The organism is Paenibacillus sp. strain BS8-2 (genome assembly GCF_054483835.1).
In genome coordinates this window covers 1878798-1891260 of the sequence record NZ_CM137010.1, presented here as the reverse complement: position 1 = coordinate 1891260, position 12463 = coordinate 1878798, and the positions used below count along the sequence as shown (strand labels likewise).

The 12463-nt window shown below is 52.4% G+C and carries 11 protein-coding genes and 1 pseudogene; 1 reads left to right on the top strand and 11 read right to left on the bottom strand.

All coding sequences use genetic code 11. From position 1 onward, the window contains the following. Positions 1–59 precede the first annotated feature (59 nt). The 7 genes and pseudogenes from ACX1C1_RS08290 to rlmN all read right to left on the bottom strand — a co-directional run bounded on the left by ACX1C1_RS08290 (position 60) and on the right by rlmN (position 6898). Positions 60–866, bottom strand: a complete 807-nt coding sequence (locus ACX1C1_RS08290; RefSeq protein WP_458956628.1) for an ABC transporter permease subunit — start codon at positions 864–866, stop codon at positions 60–62. A 12-nt stretch (positions 867–878) separates the two neighbouring features. Then, positions 879–1676 carry an ABC transporter permease subunit gene (locus tag ACX1C1_RS08285; protein WP_458956627.1) on the bottom strand — a complete coding sequence of 266 codons (798 nt, stop codon included), beginning with the start codon at positions 1674–1676 and terminating at the stop codon, positions 879–881. Positions 1677–1682: 6 nt separating this feature from the next. Further along, entirely contained in the window at positions 1683–2567 is an 885-nt protein-coding gene (locus ACX1C1_RS08280) for an ABC transporter ATP-binding protein (RefSeq protein ID WP_458957631.1), read from the bottom strand. Between the two features lie 60 nt (positions 2568–2627). Continuing rightward, positions 2628–3251 (bottom strand): TetR/AcrR family transcriptional regulator, encoded by a 624-nt coding sequence (locus ACX1C1_RS08275; protein WP_458956626.1) that lies wholly within the window; start codon positions 3249–3251, stop codon positions 2628–2630. Positions 3252–3510: 259 nt separating this feature from the next. Then, complete coding sequence (locus ACX1C1_RS08270; RefSeq protein WP_458956625.1) at positions 3511–4860, bottom strand: ABC transporter permease; 1350 nt, start codon at positions 4858–4860, stop codon at positions 3511–3513. 89 nt (positions 4861–4949) lie between these two features. Further along, positions 4950–5618: pseudogene (locus ACX1C1_RS08265) on the bottom strand (ABC transporter ATP-binding protein); the annotation flags it as partial. Between the two features lie 218 nt (positions 5619–5836). Beyond that, the gene (gene rlmN, locus ACX1C1_RS08260) at positions 5837–6898 is read right to left on the bottom strand and encodes a 23S rRNA (adenine(2503)-C(2))-methyltransferase RlmN (protein WP_458956624.1); all 1062 of its coding nucleotides are present in this window, start codon (positions 6896–6898) and stop codon (positions 5837–5839) included. 252 nt (positions 6899–7150) lie between these two features. Between rlmN and ACX1C1_RS08255 the strand changes: the two genes are divergently transcribed. Continuing rightward, positions 7151–8668, top strand: a complete 1518-nt coding sequence (locus ACX1C1_RS08255; RefSeq protein WP_458956623.1) for a BCCT family transporter — start codon at positions 7151–7153, stop codon at positions 8666–8668. 63 nt (positions 8669–8731) lie between these two features. Here ACX1C1_RS08255 and ACX1C1_RS08250 read toward each other — a convergent pair whose 3' ends face one another. The 4 genes from ACX1C1_RS08250 to ACX1C1_RS08235 form a co-directional block, all read right to left on the bottom strand. Beyond that, entirely contained in the window at positions 8732–9856 is a 1125-nt protein-coding gene (locus ACX1C1_RS08250; RefSeq protein WP_458956622.1) for a TlpA family protein disulfide reductase, read from the bottom strand. 32 nt (positions 9857–9888) lie between these two features. Next, positions 9889–11103, bottom strand: a complete 1215-nt coding sequence (locus ACX1C1_RS08245; RefSeq protein WP_458956621.1) for an S-layer homology domain-containing protein — start codon at positions 11101–11103, stop codon at positions 9889–9891. A gap of 153 nt (positions 11104–11256) precedes the next feature. Beyond that, positions 11257–11607 carry an MmcQ/YjbR family DNA-binding protein gene (locus tag ACX1C1_RS08240; RefSeq protein ID WP_458956620.1) on the bottom strand — a complete coding sequence of 117 codons (351 nt, stop codon included), beginning with the start codon at positions 11605–11607 and terminating at the stop codon, positions 11257–11259. A gap of 110 nt (positions 11608–11717) precedes the next feature. Further along, positions 11718–12461, bottom strand: coding sequence for a Bax inhibitor-1/YccA family protein (locus tag ACX1C1_RS08235; protein WP_458956619.1), 744 nt, complete (start codon positions 12459–12461; stop codon positions 11718–11720). Positions 12462–12463: the final 2 nt, after the last annotated feature.

Here is a 12463-nt window from a genome sequence, read left to right as displayed (position 1 = left end):
TATCATACGACAACCGGATCATTAGGTTTCAGGTTAACCAATCGACCGGCAGCCGAGGACTATGACAGGATATCCCTTCGCGTGTATCCCGCGAACGTCACGACCAGACAGATCACCACGATCAGCAGCGCGAGCCACACGAAACCCGCTTCAAGCCCCCGATCGATAACGGACGAGGCATCCACATATTGAAACGGCGTCAGAAACCGCAGAGCGTCGAGCTTGCCGCTCACCTCGATAACCATCGAGAGCAGATAGGCAAGCAGCATCACTGTTGCAGACATCGCGACAGCCAGCTTAGGTCTACGCCCCGCCCCCGCTATCGCGAGTCCGATGCTCATAAACACAAGCTGTACGAGCAGCATGCCCAGCATGAGCGGCCAAATCTCTTTGGTGACGGGTTGCCCCTCCGCATACATGCCGACGGACGAGATCGAGCTCACCAGCATAACGACATTAAAGATTAGCACATTCACGACAGCTGCACCAATTTTCGAGCCTAGTATCCAGCTTCTCGTTATCGGCTTGGTCAACAGAAACTCCGAGGTTTTGTCCCGCTCTTCTTTAGACACTATATTCGCTCCAAGCATGGATGCATGAACGGCCGCCATGATCAGGAGATATAAGAACAACACACCATAATAGCCTACGGGTGTCGCGATATCGAGCTCCCCGACTCCGAACACCGCCTGCATCGACTTCGGCAAGTCAGCCATCAGCTCATTCATCGAATCGCCGGACTCCGCCATTCCCGCATATTTGGCCATACCGCTCATGACCATCACAACGATACCAACCGTCCAGATCATTAGAGATTTCAGGCTGGCTTTCATTTCTCGCCCAAACAGATTCATCACCATCACCATCGCCATCCCCCTCTAGACCGCATGTACGTCGCGCTTCACATATCGCAGGACGCCAAAGGCGATGCACACGGCAATTACAGCAGCCGACATCACCACAAATTCCGGCTCGTACCGCCCGTGCTTTACGATATACGCTCGGTCGTAATATTGAAACGGCGTTAGATAACGCAGCTTCCCATCGCCCGTAGACGCCCCGACAAAGGATATCGCGAAGAACGTAAACACCGTCCCCAGAGTGACTGGAAGCACCGTACGAATGCGAGGGAGCAACAGCGCCGTCACAATGCCAATCGCAAGAAACACAAGCTGGATCAGCAGCAAGGACAACGACAAAAGCAGAAATGTGAGATAGTCGAAGCTCTCCAGTTGGACGAGCGATGCAATTATACTGGCTGCTGCGACATATACGACATTGGTTACCATAATCAGCGTCAGTGCCGCTAGCGTCTTGGCGCCAAACACTTCTCCGCGCGTCACCGGCTTGGAGAGCAGGAAGTCTGCCGTCTTCTCCCTCGATTCCTTAGACAGAATCGACACGCCCAGATGCATGGCCTGGATCGCACCGGCCAGCGTCACATAAAGGAAAATATACGAGTAGAAACCAAGCAGCGACGCAATCGAATCCAGCTGGATGCCGATAGCCTTCATGACGGATTCCGGCATCGATTGCAGCACCTCACGGAACGTATCCGCATCCCGCGCGAAAGTCGGATAGATAGACATCATCAGCATCACGAGTCCCACCATCGACCCTATCCAGATCAGCGTCGTATTACGGTAAGCTCTCAGTTCATAGCGCCACATATTCATGGATTCTCACGTCTCCTTTGCGTAATAATGCATGAAGATCTCCTCCAGATCCGGATCCTCCACCCACAAATTATGGAGATCCAGCTCTGCAATCCTTCTGTTCACTGCGTTGATGTTGCCCTTGTAGAGAAAGCTCACGCCGCCTTCTTCCTGCTTCCATTCGGTTACTCCCGGCAAAGAGAAGTCCGCTTCATCTAAGCGGGCTGCACTCTGAAGCTTAAACCGTTTGTATGTGTTCTCCCGCAAATCGCTAATTTTCTCAAGCGCCATCAGCCGGCCTTCCTTAATAATCGCAACTCTGTCGCAAAGACGCTGCACTTCGCTCAGAATATGCGACGAGAACAGAATCGTCGCGCCGCGCGCGTTCTCCTCTTTGAGCAGCTCAAAAAACCGTTGCTGCATAAGCGGATCAAGACCGCTGGTCGGCTCATCGAGAATAATCAGCTTGGGCGAGTGAAGCAGCCCTTGCACAATGCCAACCTTCTTTTTGTTGCCGAGGGACAGATCATCGATTTTTTTGTTCAAATCCAGCTCCATCCGCTCCGCGAGCTTCTGCATGCGCGCTTTGCAGTCCCTCTTATAGAAGCTCGCCGAATAGCTAAGCAAGTCCTTCACGCGCATGTTGTCGTAATAGAATACCTCGGAGGGCAAATAACCGATCTCCCGCTTAATCTCCGCACCATGCGTGCTGCAGTCCTTGCCAAAAATGCTGGCGCTTCCGCTAGTCGGATGAATCAGCCCCAACATCGTGCGAATCGTTGTGGATTTGCCCGCGCCATTAGGTCCGATAAAGCCGAATATCTCACCCTCCTCAACCGTGAAACTCAAATCGACGATACCCCTAGCGTCTCCGTACGATTTGGTCAGTCCGTTCAGCTCGATAACAGCCATTCCCCATACCTCCTTCGACATGCCTTGCACCCCTTAGGGTCACGCTCATCCCATGATCGTTTATTGCTTATAGAAACCGGTCCGGAATACAGCCAAATAACGCTCGAACTCCTCCATCAGATAGTCGACGTCAAGGTCGGTCCCAAGCGCCTGATGTTTCGCTCGCTCGGTCTCGCCCAGGCCCTCCAGCGCCCAGAGCATCACTTTAATTGCGCGGTCGGCATCGATGTCCGACCTGAACTTGCTTTTGTCGATATCGGATAACAAGCGGTAGTAGGCGCTCTGCCCGATCTCCTTGCTGCGAACCTTTAATTCCGAACCAACCTCGGCATTGTCCTCGAAGTAGACGGTCTTCTGGAAGCCCAGCAGATCGGGATGCTCGTTAAGCACGGTCAGCTTCACACTTGCGATCTGCTTCAACCGCTCGAAGTAATCGCGTTCGCCGAAATCGACGATACGTTCAACTGTCTCCGTTAGCAGCCCCACCGTATAGTCGTACAGATAGAGGTACAGATCCTTTTTGCTCGTAAAATAATGAAACAGCAGCCCCTTCGAAATACCCGCCTCGCGCGCAATCTCGTTGGTCGATGCGGCGCCGTATCCGCTCCCCGCGAACACCTTGAGCGCTGCGTTAATGACGCGCAGCCGCTTCTCCTCTTCGATATTCAAGAACTTGTCGAACAACTAGAGTCCTCCTGTTCTATGATTGGTTGGTTGACTGACATGAAAGCAGAATAAGCATTGACCAGTGTGGTCAATGCTTATTCTATACCTGTTGACCACATCGGTCAACGCTTGTACAACCTCTCCAAACGATCGCTTCTACCCGAATTCGCCCCTATATATTCGGCAGCTCAGCTTAAAGCGATAGTCCCAACAAATTTCTCGATCTCACGCGTCATTCCGATGGACTTTGACCTATGCTCACCTTCGACTGGCGTTCTTATACCTCTCTGCGCAGCGCGCTGAGCACGTCGATCCGCGTCGCCCTTCTTGCGGGACGCTGGCCCGATACAAGCGCAACGACTAAAGCGATGACGAAGGTTAGCACGGCCAGGAACGGAGGGATAACCGAGAACCGGAAGTTCGCGGGGATCTCTTCCTCCATAAACATTTTGATTACGATCGGCAAGCCGGTATTTACCGCAATGGAGATCCCATAGGAAACCAACGTTCCAATGATCGCCCCGAACACCCCGATTAACCCGCTTTCCAGCAGGAACACGCGGCGGATAACGGAAGGATGTGCGCCAATTGCCTTCATAATGCCGATGTCCTGCGCTCGTTCTGTCACCGCCATCGTCATCGTGTTGAAGATGCCGATCGATGCGATCAGAACGGCGATCGTACCAACAAAGATCAAGCCGATCTTCATAATCGTGAAGAGCATGTTGACTTGCTTAAGCTCATCCGCGATAGAGTGATTGTAATAACCTTTCTCTCTTATCGTCTCGGCAATTCCTTTGACCTTGGAGGCGTTCTCCGCGATCACTTTCACGTCCTGATATTGACGCTCGCCGGTAGGCGCCGGGATACTGGCCAATGCTTCTTCGAGCTGTTCTTCTGTTGGCGTCTCCTCGAAGTAGGGGAGCTGCCCCAGCTGTGTACCGGTAATCCCCTCGATTTGCGCAAGGAGACCTTCACCCATGTAAATATTCGTATCGAAATTCCATTCCCTCGTCGGCTTCTCGACGACACCGACAATGAGCGCTTCAAGCGGTTTTTGCGCCAATTGTCCGTTCTCATAGTAGCTCACTTGAAGCTGCATCGACTTCCCTATCCACTCGGATGCATCCGGCAGCTCTGCAGCTTGCTGCCCTTCTACCGGCGGTTCCAAGCGAATATGGTAACCAACCACGATTTCGTTCGGCGCCTCTGGCAGTTTGCCCGCGCTTAATTTGAAGCCGGCCGTTTTCTCCGCCTCGAAGTCCATGCTTATGCTTTGATTAACCCCAACAGCTGCGCCGTCTACTGAAGGATCCAGGTTAGTGGCAATTTGATTGCGGTACGTAACAGCCTTCACATTCGGGAGTGAGCTGAAGTATGTGATATCCCCATTCTGAATCCCGCGAGTCTCAAACTTGTCCGGGTTTTTGTCATAGATCGAAATCTCTGTCACGAGCCGATCTCCCGTGATCTCCTCCACCATGCTCTGCTGCAAGCCGAAGCCGACGGAGGCGAGTACCGTCAAGAACGCGCACCCCATTGCCGTCGCCAGTACGGTCATGAACAGGCGCGTTTTGTTACGTTTCATATTTTGCCGGACGAATTGAAGCTGATCTCCGAATTTCATCGCTGAAGCCCTCCTGTCTGCTGAAAGTCACGCTTCACTTCCGCCGGTTCCTGCGCGATGGACTTCGCATTGTCGTTGAACGCTTGCACCAGCCTGCCATCCTGCAGTCGAATCGTCCGATGCGCTACGGAAGCAACCTGATCATCATGCGTAATGATAACGAAGGTAATACCCAGCTCATGATTCAACTGGCGAATCATCGTAAGCAGCGCCTTCTCGTTCTCGCTGTCAAGACTGCCGGAAGGCTCGTCCGCAAGCACGATCGGCGGATCCAGAATCAGCGCGCGCGCAACCGATACACGTTGTTGTTGCCCGCCGGACAGCTCGCTAGGGTAATGACTGGCAAAGGCTGCGATATCCACGCTCTCCAGCAGCTTCATCACACGTTTATGTCGCTCGGACTTAGCAACACCCTTAAGCACAAGCGGCAGCTCCACGTTTTCGTAGGCGGTCATGCTCGAAATCAGCTGGAAGTTCTGAAAGATAAAGCCGTAATGGGCGAGGCGAAAATCCGACCAAGCTCCTTCATCCAGCTTCGTTACATTCCGTCCTGCCACCTCGATTGACCCTGCGGTCGGCCGAATGTACCCCGACATCAGATTAAGCAGCGTCGACTTGCCCGAGCCGCTTCGCCCAACAATCGCCACGATCTCTCCTTTGGCTACACTTAACCGGATATCGTGCAGTACCGGCACGATGCGCTCTTTGCCCTTCTTCCCTATCTTGAACTGATGATTGATTCCCATCATCTCGATCATCATAGACTCATCCCCTCTGTATTCAACAATCGAATGTTGATTCCCGTTCATTCTATCAATCAGAACGTAAGGCAACCGTAAGCAAAGCTAAAGAAAACCTTAAATAATCTTTTCAATCGAAAAACTGCCGGCTGGATCCATAGAAAAACTCCCGCGCAATCAGCGTCAGGTTTCAAACCTGCTTCTCGCGCGGGAGTTATTATCGTGTAAGTTAGTTGTTAGTTGGCAGCCTTCATCTGTTTGCTGCGGAGTTGACCACATGCTGCGTCGATGTCCGCTCCGTGCTCGAGGCGAACGCTGACGCTAATCCCTTGTTTCTTCATGACATCGTAGAACGCGCGGATCGAATCCTGCTCGCTACGCTGGTATTGGCTATGCTCATCCACGGGATTGTACGGGATCAGATTCACGTTGACCAGACTCTTGCGCGGCTTCATAAGCTCGGCTAGCTCCAAAGCCTGCTCCGTACCGTCGTTGACGTCCTTCAGCAGAATATATTCCATCGTCATCCGTCTGCGTGTCTTCTCCAAATAATAATCGATTGCATCCATCAGCTTCTCGATCGGGATTGCTTTGTTGATCTTCATGATGCGGGTACGCAGCTCGTTGTTCGGCGCATGCAGCGACACCGCCAGATTGACGCCAAGATCGCTGTCCGCGAACTCTCTGATCTTGCCCGCCAGCCCGCTCGTCGACACCGTAATATGGCGCGCTCCGATAGCCAGCCCCTTATGATCCTTGACGATGCGGATAAAGTTAGACATATGCGTGTAGTTGTCGAACGGCTCGCCGATCCCCATTACAACGATGTGACTGACACGTTCGCCCCCGCCCGCCGCATCCAGATGGAGCTGCACATTCACGATTTGTTCGACGATCTCGGCAGCAGTCAGGTCTCGACTCTTGGCGAGCAGACCGCTCGCGCAGAAGCTGCAGCCGATGTTGCAGCCCACCTGAGTCGTTACGCAAACGGACAGACCGAACTTATGGCGCATCAACACGGTTTCGATGAGATTGCCATCCGCTAGACGGAACAGGAACTTTACCGTGCCGTCGACCGACTCCTGCTTCACATGCTCCTCCATCGAGCCGATCACATAATGCTCCTGGAGCAACGATACGCATGCGGGATGAACCTCCTCCATACGCTCGAAGTCCGTCATACGCTTGCGGTACAGCGCCTCCCATACCTGCGTGGCGCGAAACTTCTTATGGCCGCGCTCCAACAGCCATGCTGTCAGTTGTTCAAGCGTCAATCCGTATATAGATGGTTTATCCATAATCTTGTATCCTCTTCTCAAGCCTTCATCTTCATGTTTATCTGCCAGGCATGCCAAGGCTAGGCACACAGCCTATTGTCCCAAAATTTAATGAGGAATACAAGAGCAAGCCGCCTTGTCGCGGCGCTTCGAGCACGCACAAAGGAAGATTCGACGCATTTCCTCATTTCCACCTTCGATTGAATAAAATTCACTCCATGTTTCCATAATAAGGGCAGTCTTTTCATTCAAACTACCCGGAGGCCGACTTTCATGAATTCCAGTTCTAAATCCTTGCATGCCTTCTCCCGTAATCCTGTATTCTGGATATCTGCCATTCTGCTCGTTCTGTTTGTCGTATGGGGGGCTTTATTCCCCGACCGATTAGCAGATATGGCTGCTTCCGTCTTCGACTTTACGACTTACGCATTTGGTTGGTTCTACTTGCTAGCCGTATTCGTCATCATTTTGTTCTGCCTGTTCCTGGCCATTAGCAAATACGGCAAAATCCGACTTGGCGGGGACGCAGATCGCCCACAATTCCCCTTCTTCACCTGGGTCGGCATGCTCTTTAGCGCAGGGTTCGGGGTGGGACTTGTCTTCTGGGGCGTAGCGGAGCCTATGAGTCACTACGCCGTTACGCCGATCAAGGATGTGGTGCCGTTGACACCGGAGGCAGCGCGTTTGGCTATGCGGTATTCTTTCTTCCACTGGGGCATCAGCCAGTGGTCCGTCTACACGCTCGTCGGCTTGACTCTCGCCTACTTCCAATTCCGCAAACAGAAAGACGGGCTCATCAGTTCCTCGCTAGAGCCGCTAATCGGAAGCAATGGTCGCCAGTATCTGCGGGCTCCGGTCGACATTCTCGCCGTGGTGGCTACCATTACCGGCGTGGCCACCTCGCTTGGCATGGGTGTGCTGCAGATCAACGGAGGGTTGAACCATCAGTTCGGCTTATCCAATTCAGCCGGCATGCAGGTCGTCATTATGGCCATTCTGATGTGCCTGTATATCACCTCATCGACGACCGGACTTGAGCGGGGCATTAAGTGGCTGAGCAATTTGAACCTTGCATTCGCCTTGCTGCTCATGTTATTTCTGTTCGTCTTCGGACCCACCGTGTTTATCTTGAACAGTCTGGTGCTCGGCATAGGCGACTATATCCAACATTCCATCGAGATGAGTCTGCGGCTCACGCCTTATAAGGGCGGAACATGGGTGAGGGACTGGACGATTTTCTACTGGGCCTGGGCCATCTCTTGGTCACCGTTCGTCGGTTCATTCATTGCGCGTGTATCCAAGGGCAGAACGATTCGCGAATTCGTGTTCGGCGTTCTGTTCATCCCCCCTGCGATCGCGATTATATGGGTTGCCATCTTCGGCGGTGCGGCGCTCCATCTGGATCTGAAGCAAGGAGAAAACATCGCGGCCGCTGTACAGAACAATGTAACCAGCGCGCTCTTCGTGACGCTGCAGCACTTCCCGCTGGCGGGAATGATGTCCATTCTCTCCATCTTGCTCATCCTAACGTTTCTGATTACGTCCGCCGACTCCGCCACGTTCGTGCTCGGTATGATGACGACTCGCGGCAGCTTGCATCCGTCCTTCCTGATTAAGATCGTCTGGGGCGTGCTTATGGCGGCAATCGCCTCTGTGCTGCTGCTGAGCAGCGGTCTTCAAGGCCTCCAGACCGCCTCGCTGATCTCAGCGCTGCCGTTCACCGTTGTTATGCTATTAATCGGCGTCTCCCTATTCATGTCCTTGCGAAAGGAGAACCTCAAGAGAAAGTAAAGTTACCCCCTATTCGTATAGCCGGTTCTTGCCATCCATTCATGATGGACTTCTCGCTTGCCGCTAACCCGCTTCATGCGAAGGATACTTCTCTTGTACTCGCTCGATTCGTTTCTTCATATCGTTGTAGCTTATGGCGCCAAGAAACCGCTCGCGCACGATGCCATCGCCATCGATGATGAAGGTTGAAGGATACGCAGCGACGCGATACGCGTCCGCTGTATTGCCCTTCGAGTCAAGCACGATCGGGAAGGTTAACTCTCGCTTGTTTACGTATTGCTCGACTCCCTTGACGCTCCCCTCTTGGCTCGTCACGTTGACCGACAAGATGACGACATCGCCCCCCTGCTTCTGATAGTGCTCAAATAACTTCTGAACATGCGGCATCTCCGTCTTGCATACCTGGCACCAAGTCGTCCAGAAATTCACGAGCACGGTCTTTCCCTTATAATCGGCCAAAGAAACGCTGTCACCATTCAGCCTATCCAGCTCGATAACTGGAGCCACATGACCCTCGCGCGCTTTGACGCTTTCCGTTCCGGCTTGTCGCTCTGCATGGCCGGTCAGCAATCGATCCGTCTGATCATATGCCATATAGCTGAGCAATGCCAGCAGCAGGAGCGCCCCCGCTGCTGGCATCATCCATCTTCGCACGCTTGCCTCATGACGACCTTCGCCGGCCGTCGATGACGAGGCTGCTAGACGCGTACCGACACCCCACGCATCAACGAGAATAAAGCCAGCCGCAATAGCCACGAACATCACCAGCCAGTGCGCATAGCGAGCAGATGCGACATCCAAGATGATGGTGGCGAGCATATAGATGCTACTCCAACCGGATGCAAATGCGGTAGTGACCGCCCACCCCTCCGCTGCGCCATACAATCGTCCGTAACGGAGACAAAGATAACCTGCCGTAGCAACGCAAGCAAACCAGAAGCCTACCTCGCCGCCATCATAATATAGCAAAGAAAGCGGCTGGCGTATCACGCCAGCCGCATCGGTCAGAAGCAGACTCCCCTTCCATACCGCAATCCATATCATCATGGCGTTCCAGGCGGCGGACAAATCACGCTCGGACTGACGCCGATGCCTTAGTCTGACAGCGAGCAGGCCCATGATGCCCGCTGCCAGCGCAACAAGCAGCTCCGTATTCAGTACCAGCGAACCCAGCTGTATATTCGTCAACGTCGCCATCGCCTTTCTTTCACTTTTATCTTTTAATTTCTAGTGTATAAGCCTGGTCCGTAGCTGCCTACCAGCGCAGCCTTGTATACACCTTTATCATCAAGCAGCAGGAACACCTCAAAGAATTCATATTGACCGTCGAATAAGGTTTGCTCCATTAGCATGTAGTATGGCGTTACCTTCTTGCCATCCACAACGATAGGATCGTATTGCCATACGCCGTAGCCAGAAGCCTCCAGAAGGTCATTGCCTTCCGTCGTTTCCACTACGCCCGAAACCATGCCATCAGCCGTCAATTTGGCATGTGTGATGCCATAGATTCCATATTCGCCCCACTCTTCGGAATCCTCATATACACTCCACTCATAAGGCAATGCGATCGACTTCTTGCCAGCTGCAGCCAGACCGAAGAACGCATCGAAATTCACTTCCTCACTGTAGCCCTTGAACAACTTAATCACTTCGGATACCGCCTGTGAATGCTCGTGTTGCAGACCCGAAGCTTTCGCCAAGTGTTCATCTGTCCCCTTATAAAGGTTAGGAATCACATCAAATACAAACTCTTGAGCTGTCGGATTATAGACATTCATGTAATCATAGTCCAAGAAGGCGCTAACCTTCTCTTCGCTTAGCGTAGGGATCAGGTTAATCAGGAAAGTCTCCTCTTCCTCTTCCGCTTCCTCACCCTCTGCGGCTTCGCCCACCGATATCCACAATGTCTGCACAATGAGCTCAAATACGTCGCCCCGTGTCATGTTCTCGGTCGCAGGCTTCTCAGACGACCATAAAGTAATTCCGAGCTCATAACCTTCTTCGACCGCATTGGCATAATCAATATCGTATCCAGCCACTCGTGCCATGAACGTCACGGCCTGCTGATACGTCACTTTATGATCTACGCCGAATTTGCCTTGACCAATACCCGACGTAACGCCATTCGCATACGCCTTCTCGATATCGGCATATGACCATTTCGTCTTTGGTACATCCGTAAACGAAGGGGCAGCCGGCGGCGTGAATGCCGAATCTCCGGCACGAACGCTCAGACGATTCACGATCGCGATCATTTGCTCGCGAGTCAGCTCCTTGTCTTCGTCCAATCCGCTGTTAGAGCCATTTATCAGTCCGAGGTCGAACAATAATTCGCCATACGTTTTTCTGTCATTTTCTTCGGCAGCATAAGCAGCCGTACCTACGCTCATCAGCAGCACAAAAGCCACTAGCAGCGTTGTCCATCTTTTCAACATGCATTACACCTCATCAGTTTCGTTTTTTATGGGCATCCCCCTTTACTTTCGATAGATTCCCTCTATTTACCTGCATGAACTAGGCGCCGATTTACCAAAAGTCCTGAATTCCTTTATATCGATGTACCTACTTCATCCACTAACAGATCGGTATTATACAAACTCCGCGCGCTGAGCCTTTGTTAGACCTCGAACAACGAGCTCATAGGAGTGCATCATCATCTCGCATAGCTCCTCATCCGATAGCGAGCCGTCGATTGTGACGGTGTTCCAATGTTTTTTGTTCAAATGGTAGCCTGGTTTGATCGCCTCATGCTGCATCCGAAGCAGCTCCGCCATATGCGGCTCACATTTCAATGATAGGTTGATGACCCCATCATTCGTACCGAGTAAAGCATACATTTTGCCGCCAACCTTCATCACGAGCGGCTCCGGTCCGAACGGATAGTCCTCCGTCGTCCCTTTTAATCCTTGGCAATAGGCTCTAATCGAGAGCATGTCCATTCATTTCTCACTCCTTACGTTTATTGTGTAGCCATTCTTCTCTGCTAGTTAAGCTCCAACGCAAAAAAAGCGGGACATCCGTCCCGCTTCCCGCTCCAGCCTATAACCTGCTAGTCGCGACTTGCCAGCTTCGACAGCAGGCGGAGAATTTCGATGTACAGCCATACCAGCGTGACCAGCAAGCCGAATGCGCCGTACCACTCCATATATTTGGGCGCGCCTTGCTCGGCACCCGATTCGATAAAATCGAAATCCAACACGAGATTAAGCGCTGCGATAATGACGATGACGACGGAGATCCCGATGCCGATCCAGTTGCTTTCATGCAAATATGGAATACTGACACCAAAGAATCCTAGTACAAAGCTTAGCAGATAAAGCAGCATGACACCCATCGTAGCCGCGAATACGCCAAGCTTGAAGTTTTTGGTCGCTTGGATAATACGGAAACGGTAGGCCACAAGCAGTGCGATGAACACGCACATTGTAAGCGCGGATGCTTGCAATGTAATACCATCGTACAGACTTTCGAATTGCGCAGAGATCGCACCAAGGAATAACCCCTCGCAAGCTGCATAGATCGGCACGAGATACGGCGCAGCCTTCGGCACGAAGCTAATAATCAGTGCAAGGATAAAGCCTGCAATCGCACCGCCGATCGCCAGTGCCATAATGTTCGTTTGTCCATTGTAGAACATGCTCCATGATGCGAACGCGCCGCCAAGCAGGATAGCGAGCGTAATAAACATCTTGTTGACCGTGCCTTCGATCGTCATGCGTTCTCCGCCAGTAAGCGGGCCTGTCCTCTCGAACGTCGAATCTCTTAACGTGGGGTTGCCGCTGCGTCCTAACACGC

What these genes read in the sequence shown, in the direction of transcription:
- ACX1C1_RS08290 (WP_458956628.1), bottom strand. Translation starts at nt 866, where the DNA reads ATGGTGATGGTGATGAATCTGTTTGGGCGAGAAATGAAAGCCAGCCTG.
- ACX1C1_RS08245 (WP_458956621.1), bottom strand. Translation starts at nt 11,103, where the DNA reads ATGTTGAAAAGATGGACAACGCTGCTAGTGGCTTTTGTGCTGCTGATG.
- rlmN (WP_458956624.1), bottom strand. Translation starts at nt 6,898, where the DNA reads ATGGATAAACCATCTATATACGGATTGACGCTTGAACAACTGACAGCA.
- ACX1C1_RS08240 (WP_458956620.1), bottom strand. Translation starts at nt 11,607, where the DNA reads ATGGACATGCTCTCGATTAGAGCCTATTGCCAAGGATTAAAAGGGACG.
- ACX1C1_RS08255 (WP_458956623.1), top strand. Translation starts at nt 7,151, where the DNA reads ATGAATTCCAGTTCTAAATCCTTGCATGCCTTCTCCCGTAATCCTGTA.
- ACX1C1_RS08280 (WP_458957631.1), bottom strand. Translation starts at nt 2,567, where the DNA reads ATGGCTGTTATCGAGCTGAACGGACTGACCAAATCGTACGGAGACGCT.
- ACX1C1_RS08285 (WP_458956627.1), bottom strand. Translation starts at nt 1,676, where the DNA reads ATGAATATGTGGCGCTATGAACTGAGAGCTTACCGTAATACGACGCTG.
- ACX1C1_RS08270 (WP_458956625.1), bottom strand. Translation starts at nt 4,860, where the DNA reads ATGAAATTCGGAGATCAGCTTCAATTCGTCCGGCAAAATATGAAACGT.